Source organism: Candidatus Hydrothermales bacterium, from assembly GCA_039630235.1.
In the GTDB taxonomy this organism is placed as follows: domain Bacteria; phylum Hydrothermota; class Hydrothermia; order Hydrothermales; family JAJRUZ01; genus JBCNVI01.
Genome location: JBCNVI010000011.1, coordinates 1 through 14871 on the forward strand (window position 1 = coordinate 1; position 14871 = coordinate 14871).

Here is a 14871-nt window from a genome sequence, read left to right on the forward strand (position 1 = left end):
TAGAGATGTCCCTAAAGTGACAAGATCTACTTTTTATTATCTACTATTGCAGGAATTACAAGACATTTGAAAGTTTGCCTATGCTTATAAATCTCCCAAAAGTTATAGCATAAAAGATTTTATAGGAATTTATTGATGTTTTTGAAAAATTCCTGTGGACTAAAGAATCCACAAAGCGATACTTTGTATAGAAAAATTCATTAGAGCCTAAAAGAGCATCCCGTAGAATTGTGCCCAAAAATCTTATTGAAATAGGAAAATTTAGCTTCGGTTAATCAATCATCAGCCTAAAGCGCTACAGAATTACACAAAATATTGACTTCCACTTGTTTTATACAATATTTTTATATCATAGCAAAAGTTAAATTTTTAAATGAGACCAAAGCTCTACTTTTTAAGGGAGCCATACAGAAGCATAATTAAAGAAATTTTCAAAGATGTAAAAAATTTTTACGGAGAAAATCTCCTAGGCTTTGTTGTCTTTGGCTCAGTCGCTAAAAATAAAACTAATCCCTTCTCTGATATCGACCTTCTTATAATCTCCGAAAATCTACCAAAGGGAAGAACAAAAAGAATTTTAGATTTCATAAAAAACATAGAAAGACCTTTAAAAGAAAAATTAAAAAAACTAAGAGAAAAGAACTATTTTATTGAAATTTCTCACTGATAAAAAAACCTAACGAAGTAGAATACGGTGGCTTTATATATCTTGACATGATTAAAGATTCTGTAATTCTGTTTGATAAGAACATATTTTTTGAAAATTATTCAGAAAAATTATGCAATAAACTAAAAGAGTATGGCGCCAAAAAAATATACAAAAAGGGCGGATATTACTGGATTATAAAAGAAGATGTAGACGTAAAGAGCGGCGTAAAAATATGAATAAAAGAGAACTTGCCCTTGAATATTTAAACAGATGCAAAAAAAGACTTGAGGCACTAAAATTTTTATATAACGAAAAGAGTTATGCAGATGTCGTAAGAGAAGCACAAGAAATTGTTGAATTATGTGGAAAGGGAATACTAAGAAGCGTAGGAATTGATCCACCCAAATGGCATGATGTCGGTGTCTTAGTAATAGAACTTTTAGACAAATACCCTAAATTTAGGAAAAAATTTAAAAAATACGCTGAGATCTCTGGATGGCTGAGAAGGGAAGGAGAATTTGCTTTTTATGGAGATATAGATTTTATCCCATCTGAAAAATACACAAAAAAAGACGCAAATGAAGCGTTAAAAGGCGCAGAGTTTTCAATAAAACTATTGGAGGAATTTCTAAAATGAAAATAGAAAAATACGAATTTGGAGAAATTATCATTGAAGGAAAAAAATACACAAGGGATTTAATTATATTTAAAGACAGAATAAGTGAAAACTGGTGGAGAAAAGAAGGACACTCCCTCTACATGGAGGACCTAAAAGAAGTCCTTGAATTTAAACCAGAAATCCTTATAATAGGAAACGGGATACTCAGGAGTTATGAAAGTCCCCAAAGAGATAATAAAAGAACTTGAAAAAATCAGAATAAAGGTCATAGTAGAAAATACAAAGGAAGCAGTCAAAATATTCAACGAATATGTTGAGAAAAACAAAAAGTCGTCTGCGCAGTCCATTTAACTTGTTAAATAAAAAGGGATAACATGCTTGACTTAACTAAATTACCACCTTTAATTCCAAGAAAAGTCCTATTCGATGAACCTGAAAAATTGTACCCTTATGTTTCACCAGATGGGAAAAAGTTAGCTTATCTTGCACCACACAACGGAGTACTAAACATCTGGGTTAAAACAGTTTTTAAAGAAGATGATAAACCTTTAACCTCTGAAAAACATCGTGGGATAAGGCACTATTTCTGGTGGTATGATAGCGAAAAAATTCTATACCTACAAGACTTCGAAGGAGATGAAAATTACCATATCTATGGAGTGGATTTATCAAGTGAGATAATAAGGGATTATACTCCATTTAAAGATGTACAAGCTTACCCCGTAGCATATGAGCCCGAATTTAAAGACGAGCTACTTGTTGCAATGAATTTGAGAGATAAACGTCTACATGATGTATATAGAGTTAACCTCTTAACAGGTGCAATAAATATTGACACAGAAAACCCAGGTGATGTAGGGGGTCTTTCATCCACAGGTGGTTGGCTCGCAGACCATAACTTAAAAGTCAGAGTATGCTTGAGTATGAAAGATGATGGTAGCGTAGAGTTAAGGGTAAAGAAAGATAATAAATGGGAAAGCTTCATTCTTTGGTCACCAGAAGATAGCTTTTCGATGCCTATAGGCTTTACCCCTGATAATAGTAAACTATATGTGATAGACACAAGAGACAGCGATACTTCTCAACTTGTAGAAATTGATATAAATACAGGTGAGAAAAAGGTACTATTTCACGATCCCGAATATGATATAACAACTTACACCTCTTTTCTCTTTCATCCTAAAACAAAGAAATTACAGGCAATAGGATATATGAGAGATCGTGTTGAATGGAGAGTTTTAGACAAGGAAATAGAAAAAGACATAGAATTTCTCACTAGCTTTGGAAGTGGCAACTTCGACATTTTAAGTCGCGACTTAGAAGATAAAATATGGACTATTTCTTATGATGCTGATGATGAGCCGTTAAAATATTATCTATATGAAAGAGATAAAAAAGAAATTAGATTTTTATTCAGCGCAAGACCAGAATTAGAAAAATATAAATTAGCGAAGATGAGGCCATTTAAAATAAGGGCAAGGGACGACTTGACCCTACATGGATATATAACTTTTCCTGTAGGTGTGGAGCCAAAAAGCTTACCAATGGTTCTTTTACCTCACGGTGGACCCTGGGCAAGAGATACATGGGGCTATGATGGAATTGTTCAACTCCTTGCAAATAGGGGTTATGTAGTGTTGCAGGTAAATTTTCGTGGCTCAATAGGTTATGGTAAGAGCTTTGTGAATGCAGGAGACAGAGAATGGGGAGGAAAGATGCATGATGATTTAATAGATGCAGTTAATTGGGCAATAAATGAAGGCTTTGCAAACCCAAAAAAGATAGCAATCTTCGGAGGTTCCTACGGTGGATATGCAGCACTCGTTGGTGCTACATTCACGCCTGATACATTCTGTTGTGCAATCTCAGAATGTGGTGTATCAAATCTTATTACTTTTCTTAAGTCCATACCACCCTATTGGGAACCACTTAAATCTTTATTTACTAAAAGAATAGGAGATCCTGAGAAAGATGAGGAATTTTTAAAATCTCGTTCCCCTTTATTTAAGATAGATAATTTAAACATTCCCTTACTTATAGCACAAGGTGCAAATGATCCAAGGGTCAAAAAAGAAGAGAGTGACCAAATAGTTGAGGCAGCAAAGAAAAGAGGATTAGAGGTAGAATATTTACTATTTCCTGATGAGGGTCACGGACTACTAAACCCTCAAAATAGGTTAAAATTCATTGCTACAGTAGAAAAATTTTTAGCAAAATATTTAGGGGGTAGATACGAAGAATAAATTTAAGGAGGAGGAACTATGGAAGAGTTAAAGCAAAAAATAAAGGAACTGGCTCAAAAGGTCTATAACGAACTTGGACCCTTTGGATTTATTGAGGAGCTAAAGTACGAAGCTGCACTAGCCTACGAGTTCAGAAAAAACGGATTAAAGTATCTTGAGCAGCTTCAAGTAGACATAATGTATGAGGATCAGATAATTAAAGAGGGGAAAGTGGACTTTATAGTGTTTGATGAAAAAGAGGAAAATGGCATTTTAGTAGAGTTAAAGGCAAAAGAGGATATAACCGGTGAGTTTCTCCATCAACTTTTAAAATACTACGAAGCAATAAAATCCGAAAAAAGTGGTTTTCCGAAATTTATTTCTGAAAAAATAAAGGGAGGTATAATCCTTAACTGGAGACTAAACAAAGCTATAAAGAACGTACTGCTTGAAGGATTTGAGAAAACAGAGGAAATCCAAATAACACCGAATTTAGAAAAATTTGAAAAATATAAGGACGTAATTGAAATAGTTGAAATAGAAGTTCCTGTTGAGAAAAAGAGAAGGTAATTTAAAAATAAGAAAAATTTTAAATTCTTATCTTTCTCAGGTGAAGGGGTTAAAGTGTTATTGTGATAGATGCTTAAATACAGAAAGATGGAAAGGCAACGTCTCTCTAATGATAATAGATGCAGCCTTTACATCAATTGGTCTTAATTATTTTACAGCAGTAGTTCCAAAGGTGTTAAAATTTAAAGAAGATTTTGTTGATAAAGGAATAGTAAGGGGTTTATGTGATTTAGCGAATTTTGATTATAAAAAAGCCCTTTACATATGGAGAAATGAAAGATCATGGCATGTTATAAAGGAAATTTCAGGGTACTTATGTGAATTAAAAAATGAAAGAAGATTTTCTGAGAAGGAGGCATTGAGAGCGTGGGCCAAAAATGCGGATACTTATAATTTTAAGAAGGATCCCATAGGGAAAATTAAGGGTGTAGGACTTGTGACCTTTGAATACTTAAAAATGATGGGAGGTATTGATACAGTTATGCCTGATAAAATTGTGAAAAGAGTTCTTAACAAAATTTTTAAAGAAGGAGGCTTAGAGGAAGAGGAAGATAATTTAAAGTTTATTGAGAAAGTGAAAAAAGTTAGTAAAGAAACGGGCATAAGATGTATAGAAATGTGCTGGATGACCTGGCTAATCCAAAAAGAAGGTGATAACTTAAGATTTGAAAAATATAGGAAAATTATGGATTTAATTTAAGTAATGAAAATACTTATTACAGGTGGCACAGGCTTTATAGGTAAAGAGCTTTCTTTAAAACTTTTAGAAGAAGGGCACACTCTTTATATCTTAACAAGAAGTGTTAAGAAGGTTTTTAACAAAAGAATAAAATTTTTAGTTTGGGATGGTAAAAACATAACCGAGTATCTGGGAGAAATAGATGCAATAGTTAATCTTGCTGGTGAAAACATATTTTCTTTAATTTATAGCGAAAATAAAAAGAAAAGAATAGTTGAAAGTAGGGTAAATGCTGGAAGAGGAATTATGGAGTATATAAAAAGTAAGGGAGTTAGGCCCAGGGTTTTAATTCAAGCGTCTGCGACTGGTTATTATGGAAGTTCCTATGAAGTAAAAGATGAGTTTTCGCCGGCTGGAAGTGGCTTTTTAAGTAAGGTATGTGTAGAATGGGAAAAATCAACTGAGGAAGCAGAAAATCTTAAGATAAGAAGATGCATAATAAGAATAGGAATTGTCCTTGGTAAAGGTGGATTTCTTTCAAAAGTTTTATCGTTTCCTCAGATTCCCTTTTTGTTTTTAATAGGTGAACCTCAAAACTTCATCTCCTTTATTCATATTGATGATCTTATAAACGCAATAATTTTTTTATTAAAAAACGAAAATTCGAGGGGAGTTTATAATTTAGTATCTCCCAATCCTGTAAAACTTATTGATTTTTACGAGACTCTTTCAAAAATCCTAAATAAAAGACTTATAAGATTTCCGAATTTTATTTTTAAAATCCTTATGGGTGAAATGGCCGATGAAATAGTATTTTTTAGTAGTAGAGTGATTCCAAGAAGAATTTTAGAAGAGAATTTTAAGTTCTTGTATCCAGATTTAGAGGGAGTTCTAAAAGATATTTTATTAAGTTGTAAAAGTGTATGAAATAAAAAGGGGTGAGTATGGCTGTAATTTTAAGGGAGTTTTTTTAATTTTAGGGACTGTGTTTTTAATGGGGTTTGCTGATAAGACTCAGCTTGCAGCAATATGTTTTGCTACAAAATATAATCCGATAACAGTTTATACTGGTGTAATCTTAGGACTTGCCCTTGCAACCTTGGTATCTTTTACTTTCAGAAAAATCCTTGGTTGTGTGCTTCTTTGTGTATATTTAAAAACATAATAGCCGGAATAATATTCATACTGATCGAACCTTTAACCATCTTTAGTAAATAGGAAGCTTGATTTTTCAAAAAATCAGTTTTTAGGCTTTTTAAAATTATTCTAATTTTGATTAAAAATATTGAAAAACTTTAAAATAAAACCATGCAATTAAAAATTATTTTTGGAGATGAGGGGAAAGTATAAATATAAGTAGCGATTTCAGGAGGTACTTCATATCTTTTATAAAAAAGCTTTTACCAAGAGTAAAAAATTTGAAGAAATTTATTCTGGTAAGAAGGTAAAGCCTTTTACCTTTTCGGCGTTTCTTGGTGATGAGTTTGAAATTCTTAAAGATACTGAGGATAAAAAAAATAAAAGTTAATCCACCTTTTAATCTTATCTTTTCAACCGGTGATACTGAGATATTTTCTCATTTTTACAACGGTGTTCTTCAAATAAAAAAAGAAAATGATGGTTTAAGACTTAGCAAAAGAGTTTTTCCGATAAGAAGAATTCACTTAAACAAAGATATAAAGATAAAAAGTAGTTGTGCGATTTTTAAAACTGTGGGTATTTATGTGTTGAATAATCCCGAGGAAGATCCAAAGAACTTTGAAGATTGGTTTATTGTGCCTGAGGAGGAAAATTTAGAAAAGTTTAACAGTGTACTTCAAGAGAGAATGCTTAAAAAGTATAAGTTAATAAAGGGTAAAAGGGTTAAAACAGATTTGAGATTAACTTCCCTATCACAGATTGAGACTTCTATTTTAATAAGGCAGGGTAAGTTAAGTCCTGCCTTTAAGGATAAAAGTATAAAAAAAGTTTATATAAGACATTATGGGGGGTTTTTTAAAAGGTTTTAAGGGTGTTTTTATTCTTGAGTCTTCTTCTTGGATGCTTCAGTTTATTTATGATTTTGGACTTGGAGTAAGAACAGGTCAAGGTTTTGGTCTTTTGGAACTAATTAGTGAATTATAAATAAGAAGGTTTTAAAATGAGAAAGGGAAATTCTATAACTTTTTATCCTTCAAGTTGGCTTTATAATGCAGGAGTGATAGGGTTTTTAAAAGTATTAAAAGAAATAAAGGAATCAGATTCAAACAAGAGTTTAAATATATATCTAGAAGAACATATAGAAATAAAATTTGATGAGTTAAACAAAGACGAAATTTTTGACGCTTGGGACAAAGTAACTTTTAGAAAATTGAAAATTTCATATACACAACAAAAAGAAAAAAAGAGAGGAACTAAACAGTATTATTATGCCAACCAGACTGAAAATAGTATAAAGAAAAAAATAGAAGCAATGTTAGGTAAAAATGAGTTAAGTGAAGATAATGTAAAAAAAAAGAAGGAAACTTTCCTTTTCTTGCACTATTTGTGGAAATATTTTTTCTTCTACTAAATCGGATGTTAAAACTCTAAGCCAAGCTTTTAGTAAAATCCTCTTCGGAGCCGAAAAATCCTTTCCAAATACTTACTGGATGCTTAAATCACGTGAAGTTATTTGCCCTAAATGTGAATTTATTCTTATGTGTCATCATATACCTTTTGTCAAATTGGATAACAAAAAGGAAATATTCGTTAATACACCTATTTTTAAATTAACCTATGATTTAAATAATTTTGCAGAAGAAATTCTTAAAGAGCGGAAAGAGAGAGAAATTAAAAAGATTTTGGGATCCACACTTTTTCAATTTGCAGTAAAAAGGAAAGCTCTGCTTGGCGCATGGACGTTGATGAATATTGAAGTAATCGTTAAAGAAGAAGATACTATCAATTACTTTGATTTACCCTATCATATAACAAGGATTTTACTCGATCATGAAATCGCAAGTTTAATCGAAAGGATAGGGGAAAAAAGAATTCTCCAGCTAATTATAGAAAGTAAATTCTCTGAACTAGAAAAAGTAAATTACCTTGCTCTAAGGGGCATTTTAAAACTTAAAAAACTCAAAGAAATAGAAGAATAACGACCCTTTAGTAAATTATGTAGAAAAATATGATAATCTCGAGCATCTAAACAAAATCTCTAAAATTTTACCTGAGTTATATGGGAAAGTAACAAAAACTTTAGAAAGGGAGGGAAAAATATGAGTAGAAAAAGTATTGATGCGCTAATTAGAGATTTAAAACGAAGAGGTGAAGAAATCAAGGAACCCAGTGTTGCACAATCCATAGATGATATAGCCTTCCGCCTCATTGAACAGGTCAGACTCGGTAATAAAGACAACGTATTCTATATGCTCTTAAGATGCTTTAAGGCAAATGAGGAAAAATTTCCGGAAGAACTTATAGAGGCCTTTAAACCTGAAAACGAAAAAATATTTTAAAACCCTTATTTTTTTTCTTTCCTTGCCCCAACTTTAGGTAAAGAAAAAAGAGGTGTAAACAATGAAAAAAGCAATTACTATCACAATTATCTTTGAGGCAGACGCTCTAAATAGAGGCGAAAAGATAGCCGGAAATATACCATCAATTAAAAAACTCACAAGAGGATGGGGAGATACCTATTCATACATATCAAGACCCGCTATGAGACATTATCTCTGGAGCACCTTACATATTACTAATCCTGAAAGATGGAAAGAGGCATCCGTAACTAAAGCAAAAAGTGAAGGGGGCGACAAGGTAATTCAGTTTGATCTCGAGAGAGGAAATATAAGAGAGTATGCAGAACTTGATGTTTTCGGTTACATGGGAACTAAAGGGGAAGGTAAGGCAATAACAAGGAAGGCTTGTGTAGGGATTACAAAAGCCGTCTTGCTTGAACCGTGGACTGGAGATATTGCCTTTTACGCAAATCATGATTTAGTAAGAGGATACATAAAAGAAAATCCCGATAGTAAACTAGAGCCAAATCCTTATACTCCAGAAGAACATAGGTCAATTTATAAAGTTTCTTTTACCGTTGATTGTAAGAAAATAGGAGTCGATGAAAGCGGACAAACAATACTCGAGGAGGGAGAGAAAAAAGAAAGGATAAAAGATATTTTAAATGCTATTTACAACGGCTTATATTACCATTCATCGGGCGAATGTCCGGGTATCGTTCCATTATTCCTTGTTTCAGGAATTCTAAAAGTACCAATTCCCGTGTTTCACTCCTTTGTTGATGTAGAATTCTATCACAAAAATCATAGACCAAAATTTAAAATAAGGGAAGATCTATTGAAAAAGAGTCTATTTAATGGATGGATTGAGTTAGAAACGAAAGATAATAAGTCTAAAAAATTAGTATATTTAGAATCGAGAGAACCAGAAGCACTATCTGAAGAATTCATTCAGGAAAATTCTTTTACAACTAACTGGGAAGACTTTATAAAAATTTTATTCGATGAGAAGTAAGAAAAAGCCAAAAACAAAAAATAGTGCGGAATTGAAAACATTAAAAGACTTATTCTGGGATTATGAATGGGAATCTGTCTTAAAAAACATAGATTCGCCCTTTGTAATCGCAAGGGTTCTTGAAATCGGAAATAAAGAACAAGTTAAAGAATTTATTAACCTAGTAGGCTCTGAAAAGATAAAAGAATTTTTAAAAAAGTACCCCAGATTACTTTCTAAAGAATCGAGGAATTTTTGGAAATTATGTTATGGAGTTAAAGAGAAAGAGCCTACTCAAAAAACATAAAGTTGTGGTCACAAGGATAAAAGACATACTGGATAAGGGCTTCTATCTCGCCGGCGGAACTGCAGTATATTACTACTTAAATCATAGACACTCCATAGGTCTTGATTTTTTTATAAACGAAAAGATCGATTTCAGAGAACTCTATCCATTTTTTCAACCTGAAGAGATAAAATTTTTAAGTAAAGATACAATCCATGCAGAGATAGAAAACGTAAATGTTTCTTTTTTCCAATACCTATATCCACTATTAAATCCTCTTAGAAGTCTTGATTTAATTAAAATTGCCAGTTTAGAGGATATTCTCTGTATGAAAATCAACGCTATAATTTCCCGTGGAAGCAGAAAGGACTTTGTAGACGTTTATTTTATTATGAATTTTCTTGAAATCGACAGTGAAAAAGCTATTGAACTCTTTAGGAAAAAATTTGGTAACTACGATGAACTTGTCATCAAAAAAGCGGTCACCTATTTTGAAGATACAGAGAAAGAACCTGAATTTCCAATGATTAAAAAGATAGAGTGGGGAGAAATAAAAAAATTTTTTATAAGAGAATTTGCTAAAATATGAAACTCTTAAAAATAAAAATTTATTAGCCCCATGCTCACTATAAAATTCCATTTACTTTCGCAAGGAGACATACCTATCCTATACCTCCCTACTCTACAGTTATTGGACTCATATGCAATATCTTAGGAATAATAACGCACGACGAAAAATTTAAAAAACTCAAGAAGGGACTATCACTTGCTATATATGGAAAATTTGAGTCTATCACAAGAGAGTTTGTTTGGTTTAGAAATCTGAGCGTAGAGTTCCACATATCAAGATTCGGTCGAATAGAAAATAGAAGGTTCGAAAGCGTTCCAGAACATCCCGGCGGTCAAGTCCCTACAAAAGTAGATGTCTTAGAAAATGTAAATCTACTTATCTATATTTATCATCCGGATGAGAGCTTTCTTAAAGAAATAGAGAAATCCTTTAAAAATCCCGAGAAAAGAATTTCTCCGCTACATCTTGGCAGAGCCGAAGACCTACTGGTTTTTGACGGAGATATAGATGAAACAATAAAAATAATTGAGATTAAAGACGAAAAAGAGTATTTTTATGAAAGACTTAACTATTTTACGTAGATCCAAATAAAGGTAGCGAATATTTTGATAAAAGTTTATACGACGAGAATTTTGAGCACTTTTACAATAAAATACCGGGAAGTTCTCATCTTATCTCGTCATTTTACGAACTGAGAGACGGTGTCAGAAATTTTAATTATATACCTGTTAAACTCTTTGAAATGGGAGAGTTTCCCTTTTATTTTGGTGAACCTCTCAAATGCTTAACAGATTACATAGAGATAAATTCTGAAATAAAGGAGAAAATTCCAATTTTTTTATGTAAGATGAGCCCAGGAGGTAAAAATGGAAATAATAGCAAAGTATAATAAAATACCTCTTAAAAAACACATAGAAGATTTATTAGTGGCAGTCAGATGTCTGCCCTCCAAAAAGCTCGACTATGAAAAACTTAAAGTAGGGGACACACAAATTAACAGGGAGTATTTTGAAAGACTGTTAGATTATGCGATAGTTTTTCACGATTTAGGTAAGGTTTCGCCATCTTTTCAAAAGAAAGTAGGTAAGGAGAGTTTTGATATAAAGATCGATAATTTTCCAGATGTCCGCCATAATATCCTTTCGCTTTTTTTCATAAACAAAGGTAAAGTAAAAGAATTAGTAGATTATAGTGAAAGTTTATACGCTACTTTTCTATCGGCAATAGCGTTTCATCACTGGAAAAAAGATGAAAAAGAATACCTCTTGTATTTAAACGAAAATTTAATAAGGGCCGCAAGAATTCTTCTTGAGAATGAAAATGGCAAAAAATTAGAGGAGGCTCTTAAAAGACATCTTGGGAAAAAATAAAAGTAAATTACAATGGAGGTCGTGTAAGCCTAGAAGTAGATGAATATATCTCGTTTGACACTCATATGGCAAAACAAATTTCAGAGGGAGGTAGCCTAATAAGCGTAAACGTTATACCACCTCACACACTATACTTTTTACCAGAAAGACTAAGACTAGAAGCTGAACTAAAGATTAAGACAGTGTTATAATTTATGTGTTTCCGGATGGAGTGAAGTTTGAAAGGAGAATTTTAACAAACATTGAAGATCCTACTTCGAATATAATATAGTATTAATATTTGAAAATAGAGGTTGGTTTGGCAAAGTTGCCGGTTTGACGCAAATCTTATAAAAATTTGCAAAATTTCCGTGATATACAATAAAATATTTACGGTCGCAGTGCACCAAAGAGGAATTTAAACACGTTATTGTAACGAGAAGGAGCAAAGATTAAAATTTGTCAAAATATGAGAAAAAGAATTTAGACTACTCAAAACTGATTTAACTTCTACAACAAATCTAAATCAAAATACACTAATAAATCACCAGAAATTTAAAAACACACAAGAGTAAACTCGATACCTACCCTAAACCTAAACAACAATCCCATCAAACACTCCTCTCCTCAAACTTAATCACCACATAACAAAAAGAAATCTAAACTGAATACACATTCTATAACTACAAAAACTAACCAAATCACAACATACTAAACAGAAACCCAAAACAACACTACCTATACAAAAAACACCCCTAACCAAAAAATCTTTTAAATAAATCTCACACAACCAAACAATCTATTAACTACTCTATTGATAAAACAAAATTTTCCCGCTATTATTATGTGGCAATACTACTTAAATAAAAAAAACACCGAACTTAAATTAAACTTTTTAGTTTATAAAAACCGTGATAAAGGTTTACCATAACGGTGAATTAGCTTTAGAAATAACTAAATACGAAATAGAAAGCTTCCTCCTCCTCAGAAAATTAGGCATAAAACCTCAACATAAATACGACATATCCCTAACCTTCGCTAAATCATCAAATGGCTTCGACGTTCTAAAATGCTACGTAGGAATAATAATCGCAAAAGATGAAGACGCCTATTTTATAAGCTTCCTCGACCTACTCTCTATACTGAAAAACTACCAGGAGTATATAATTAACTGGGACGAAGTAAAAAAATATAAACTGTTCTGGGTCGTCGAAAACAGCCTAGTCGGCATCAGAGACTTCGACGAGATAGAATGCAAAGAATACACCGAAATACCCTCAGAATTCGTCGACATAGTTAACTCCGTCATAAACAAACGCAAAAATAAAAACAGAAACAGAAATAGAAAAAAGAAGAAATCCTAAATCTAAATCAAACAAGCCCTTACTATTCCCAAATAAAAAGGAAAAGGATAAGCTAAATCAAAATTAAAAACTATAAATTCGAAAACTTTACAGATTAAATAAGTCAACCAGAGCAATCTGCAATTTCACTAAAAATCACTAAAAAATTAAATCCAAACCTTTAAAAATTTCGCGAAGAAATGATTCAGCTATACTTTTATAAACTCAAAAAAAATATCTGTAAATGCTCCGCTCTACAAGTATTCATCTATAACTTAATACAGAGCAGGGCAACCTCAATTACCGCTTTCGACGACCACTCCACACGTATTCACCTATAACTTAATACTACCAAAAAAATCTAAACAAAAAACACTAAACATCCACTTAACAAAAAATTACAATTTGCCACAAAAAAAGCTGAAAAAATATTTCACCAATTTCACCTTCAACTTAAATGCAAAATTAGAAATAATTTGATTTTTTCGTTATAAATCCCATATATTTTTAAACCGAAAATTTTAAATGTTAAAATTTACCTTATAACCTTTTGATGTCTTATTCTTTGGAAGCGGTAAACCCTTTAACCTAAACGTCCAAGACATTAGCTCTATATTCCCTCCTTTCCCTAATACACTAGCAAGCAGCATCTGCGGAAAAATCTAATTATAGACAAAAACTAAACCGCAAAACATTTGGTTAAATCAAAAGACAAGGATTTTATGGGGTCTAATTTGAGAATTTACACTAGAGTCTTATAAGGGGCAGGGATCTTTAAAGAAAATTTAATCTTAACGTTTTACGACTAAATAATAACTCCCATGGTTTCTGAATTAAGCGTATTCTAAATTGATAATACTATACAAAGGATTTTTTAATAGGGAGTAGTTTTTATGATTAAAAATAGAGAAATTTAGAAAAATTTTGCTTATAAAGTTTCAAGATTAATTGAGGTAGTTTATGAAAAAAGTATGTGGAGGAGTTTACGAAAATACTAAAAAGTATAGTGAGAGATTGAAATATTTTCAAAATATGCTAGTCATTAGAGAGAGTATATTTGAAGATCAAGTTAATCTTAAAATATGAATTTAAGCTTAAAATCAAAAAACAGGAGAAAATAAAAATATGATGTGGGGAGTTATTGTAACTTCTTTAATTGTTTTAGTTATTGTTTTTTTAATTTTTCTTTATTTGAAAATTGAGGAGTTAAAAAGGGATGAGTCGATAAGGCGGGTGCAGGATCAAATTGATGGATTAAGAATGGAATTAAATCAAGCTCTACAAAATACAACCGGTAACATCAGTTTAAGGCTTGATAGAACTCATGAAATTTTTTCTCAAGTTAGTGAAAAATTAGGTGGACTTACTGAGGCTACAAAAAGGGTTATTGAACTTGGTGAAGACATTAAAAAATTAGAGGATCTGTTAAAACCACCAAAAATTCGCGGTACCTTAGGAGAAGTTCTTCTTCAAAATCTTTTGGCTCAGGTGCTTCCGAAAGAGAGTTATGAAATTCAATACGCACTAGCGGGAGGTACAAGAGTCGATGCGGTAATTAAAATAGGGGATAAGATTGTACCGATTGATGCCAAATTTCCATTAGATAGCTTCAACAAGATGATGAGCGCTGAAAATGAGGAAAAATATAAAGAGTATAGAAGGGAATTTATAGAGAGTATAAAAAAAAGAATCAATGAAACTGCTAGGTATATCTTGCCAGATAAGGGAACATTTGATTTTGCTTTAATGTATATTCCAGCTGAAAGCGTTTACTATGAAGCGGTTGTGAAGGATCAAGAAATTTTTAATTATTTTATAAATAAAAAAGTTATACCTGTTTCACCAAATACTTTTTACGCTTACCTAATTACAATTCTTTATGGTCTAAGAAGTTTAAAAATTGAGGAAAAAGCAAGAGAGGTCATCAGCGTGCTACAGAGGATCGAAAAGGACATAGAGGAAATGAGGAAACTTTTTGACCGTGCACGAAATCAACTTAGAAATTCAAGTGAGAACCTTGATGAAGTAGATAAAAAAATTAACGAGATAATAAGAACTATCGCATCATTGAAGTAATCCGTCGGTCTTTTTATGCATTAATAAAACCACT

General features: G+C 31.9%; 21 protein-coding genes and 1 pseudogene. All 22 read left to right on the forward strand.

Annotated elements, in window-relative coordinates:
* Nucleotides 1-373 precede the first annotated feature (373 nt).
* The 22 genes and pseudogenes from ABDH49_08365 to ABDH49_08470 all read left to right on the forward strand — a co-directional run bounded on the left by ABDH49_08365 (nt 374) and on the right by ABDH49_08470 (nt 14837).
* On the forward strand, nt 374-667 hold the full coding sequence (locus ABDH49_08365) for a nucleotidyltransferase domain-containing protein (GenBank protein MEN3046968.1): 294 nt from the start codon (nt 374-376) through the stop codon (nt 665-667).
* 47 nt (nt 668-714) lie between these two features.
* Entirely contained in the window at nt 715-885 is a 171-nt protein-coding gene (locus tag ABDH49_08370; protein ID MEN3046969.1) for a hypothetical protein, read from the forward strand.
* Nucleotides 882-1286, forward strand: a complete 405-nt coding sequence (locus tag ABDH49_08375; GenBank protein MEN3046970.1) for a HEPN domain-containing protein — start codon at nt 882-884, stop codon at nt 1284-1286. The genes ABDH49_08370 and ABDH49_08375 overlap by 4 nt, the downstream gene beginning before the upstream one ends.
* Nucleotides 1283-1516 (forward strand): MTH938/NDUFAF3 family protein, encoded by a 234-nt coding sequence (locus tag ABDH49_08380; GenBank protein MEN3046971.1) that lies wholly within the window; start codon nt 1283-1285, stop codon nt 1514-1516. The genes ABDH49_08375 and ABDH49_08380 overlap by 4 nt, the downstream gene beginning before the upstream one ends.
* A gap of 126 nt (nt 1517-1642) precedes the next feature.
* Entirely contained in the window at nt 1643-3511 is a 1869-nt protein-coding gene (locus ABDH49_08385) for a S9 family peptidase (GenBank protein MEN3046972.1), read from the forward strand.
* Between the two features lie 18 nt (nt 3512-3529).
* Nucleotides 3530-4060 carry a GxxExxY protein gene (locus ABDH49_08390; GenBank protein MEN3046973.1) on the forward strand — a complete coding sequence of 177 codons (531 nt, stop codon included), beginning with the start codon at nt 3530-3532 and terminating at the stop codon, nt 4058-4060.
* Nucleotides 4041-4760: a hypothetical protein gene (locus ABDH49_08395; GenBank protein MEN3046974.1), complete on the forward strand. Its 720-nt coding sequence runs from the start codon at nt 4041-4043 to the stop codon at nt 4758-4760. Before ABDH49_08390 ends, ABDH49_08395 begins: the two co-directional genes overlap by 20 nt.
* Before the next feature lie 3 nt (nt 4761-4763).
* Complete coding sequence (locus ABDH49_08400; GenBank protein MEN3046975.1) at nt 4764-5666, forward strand: TIGR01777 family oxidoreductase; 903 nt, start codon at nt 4764-4766, stop codon at nt 5664-5666.
* On the forward strand, nt 5659-5904 hold the full coding sequence (locus ABDH49_08405; protein ID MEN3046976.1) for a TMEM165/GDT1 family protein: 246 nt from the start codon (nt 5659-5661) through the stop codon (nt 5902-5904). The genes ABDH49_08400 and ABDH49_08405 overlap by 8 nt, the downstream gene beginning before the upstream one ends.
* 319 nt (nt 5905-6223) lie before the next feature.
* Nucleotides 6224-6748: a hypothetical protein gene (locus tag ABDH49_08410; protein ID MEN3046977.1), complete on the forward strand. Its 525-nt coding sequence runs from the start codon at nt 6224-6226 to the stop codon at nt 6746-6748.
* Complete coding sequence (locus tag ABDH49_08415; protein ID MEN3046978.1) at nt 6723-6863, forward strand: CRISPR-associated endoribonuclease Cas6; 141 nt, start codon at nt 6723-6725, stop codon at nt 6861-6863. Before ABDH49_08410 ends, ABDH49_08415 begins: the two co-directional genes overlap by 26 nt.
* A gap of 16 nt (nt 6864-6879) precedes the next feature.
* Nucleotides 6880-7290 carry a hypothetical protein gene (locus ABDH49_08420; GenBank protein MEN3046979.1) on the forward strand — a complete coding sequence of 137 codons (411 nt, stop codon included), beginning with the start codon at nt 6880-6882 and terminating at the stop codon, nt 7288-7290.
* The gene (gene cas8a1 / locus ABDH49_08425) at nt 7274-7858 is read left to right on the forward strand and encodes a type I-B CRISPR-associated protein Cas8b1/Cst1 (GenBank protein ID MEN3046980.1); all 585 of its coding nucleotides are present in this window, start codon (nt 7274-7276) and stop codon (nt 7856-7858) included. Before ABDH49_08420 ends, cas8a1 begins: the two co-directional genes overlap by 17 nt.
* A gap of 120 nt (nt 7859-7978) precedes the next feature.
* Nucleotides 7979-8218, forward strand: coding sequence for a hypothetical protein (locus ABDH49_08430; GenBank protein ID MEN3046981.1), 240 nt, complete (start codon nt 7979-7981; stop codon nt 8216-8218).
* Between the two features lie 61 nt (nt 8219-8279).
* Nucleotides 8280-9233 (forward strand): type I-B CRISPR-associated protein Cas7/Cst2/DevR, encoded by a 954-nt coding sequence (gene cas7i, locus ABDH49_08435; protein ID MEN3046982.1) that lies wholly within the window; start codon nt 8280-8282, stop codon nt 9231-9233.
* Complete coding sequence (locus tag ABDH49_08440) at nt 9223-9519, forward strand: hypothetical protein (GenBank protein MEN3046983.1); 297 nt, start codon at nt 9223-9225, stop codon at nt 9517-9519. Before cas7i ends, ABDH49_08440 begins: the two co-directional genes overlap by 11 nt.
* Nucleotides 9482-10087, forward strand: coding sequence for a nucleotidyl transferase AbiEii/AbiGii toxin family protein (locus ABDH49_08445; protein MEN3046984.1), 606 nt, complete (start codon nt 9482-9484; stop codon nt 10085-10087). Before ABDH49_08440 ends, ABDH49_08445 begins: the two co-directional genes overlap by 38 nt.
* A gap of 848 nt (nt 10088-10935) precedes the next feature.
* A complete protein-coding gene (locus ABDH49_08450; GenBank protein MEN3046985.1) occupies nt 10936-11439 on the forward strand; it encodes a CRISPR-associated endonuclease Cas3'' in 504 nt (167 codons plus the stop codon).
* A 65-nt stretch (nt 11440-11504) separates the two neighbouring features.
* Entirely contained in the window at nt 11505-11630 is a 126-nt protein-coding gene (locus ABDH49_08455) for a hypothetical protein (GenBank protein ID MEN3046986.1), read from the forward strand.
* 699 nt (nt 11631-12329) lie between these two features.
* On the forward strand, nt 12330-12782 hold the full coding sequence (locus ABDH49_08460; protein ID MEN3046987.1) for a hypothetical protein: 453 nt from the start codon (nt 12330-12332) through the stop codon (nt 12780-12782).
* Between the two features lie 537 nt (nt 12783-13319).
* A pseudogene (locus ABDH49_08465) lies at nt 13320-13427 on the forward strand (hypothetical protein).
* A 459-nt stretch (nt 13428-13886) separates the two neighbouring features.
* Complete coding sequence (locus ABDH49_08470; protein ID MEN3046988.1) at nt 13887-14837, forward strand: DNA recombination protein RmuC; 951 nt, start codon at nt 13887-13889, stop codon at nt 14835-14837.
* Nucleotides 14838-14871: the final 34 nt, after the last annotated feature.

Excerpts from the sequence above, each read along its gene's own strand:
- ABDH49_08440 (MEN3046983.1), top strand. The coding sequence starts at position 9,223 with ATGAGAAGTAAGAAAAAGCCAAAAACAAAAAATAGTGCGGAATTGAAA.
- ABDH49_08455 (MEN3046986.1), top strand. The coding sequence starts at position 11,505 with ATGGCAAAACAAATTTCAGAGGGAGGTAGCCTAATAAGCGTAAACGTT.
- cas7i (MEN3046982.1), top strand. The coding sequence starts at position 8,280 with ATGAAAAAAGCAATTACTATCACAATTATCTTTGAGGCAGACGCTCTA.
- ABDH49_08415 (MEN3046978.1), top strand. The coding sequence starts at position 6,723 with ATGGGGGGTTTTTTAAAAGGTTTTAAGGGTGTTTTTATTCTTGAGTCT.
- ABDH49_08470 (MEN3046988.1), top strand. The coding sequence starts at position 13,887 with ATGATGTGGGGAGTTATTGTAACTTCTTTAATTGTTTTAGTTATTGTT.
- ABDH49_08380 (MEN3046971.1), top strand. The coding sequence starts at position 1,283 with ATGAAAATAGAAAAATACGAATTTGGAGAAATTATCATTGAAGGAAAA.
- ABDH49_08365 (MEN3046968.1), top strand. The coding sequence starts at position 374 with ATGAGACCAAAGCTCTACTTTTTAAGGGAGCCATACAGAAGCATAATT.
- ABDH49_08400 (MEN3046975.1), top strand. The coding sequence starts at position 4,764 with ATGAAAATACTTATTACAGGTGGCACAGGCTTTATAGGTAAAGAGCTT.
- ABDH49_08375 (MEN3046970.1), top strand. The coding sequence starts at position 882 with ATGAATAAAAGAGAACTTGCCCTTGAATATTTAAACAGATGCAAAAAA.
- ABDH49_08390 (MEN3046973.1), top strand. The coding sequence starts at position 3,530 with ATGGAAGAGTTAAAGCAAAAAATAAAGGAACTGGCTCAAAAGGTCTAT.
- ABDH49_08445 (MEN3046984.1), top strand. The coding sequence starts at position 9,482 with ATGGAGTTAAAGAGAAAGAGCCTACTCAAAAAACATAAAGTTGTGGTC.
- ABDH49_08450 (MEN3046985.1), top strand. The coding sequence starts at position 10,936 with ATGGAAATAATAGCAAAGTATAATAAAATACCTCTTAAAAAACACATA.
- ABDH49_08420 (MEN3046979.1), top strand. The coding sequence starts at position 6,880 with ATGAGAAAGGGAAATTCTATAACTTTTTATCCTTCAAGTTGGCTTTAT.
- ABDH49_08430 (MEN3046981.1), top strand. The coding sequence starts at position 7,979 with ATGAGTAGAAAAAGTATTGATGCGCTAATTAGAGATTTAAAACGAAGA.
- ABDH49_08370 (MEN3046969.1), top strand. The coding sequence starts at position 715 with ATGATTAAAGATTCTGTAATTCTGTTTGATAAGAACATATTTTTTGAA.
- ABDH49_08385 (MEN3046972.1), top strand. The coding sequence starts at position 1,643 with ATGCTTGACTTAACTAAATTACCACCTTTAATTCCAAGAAAAGTCCTA.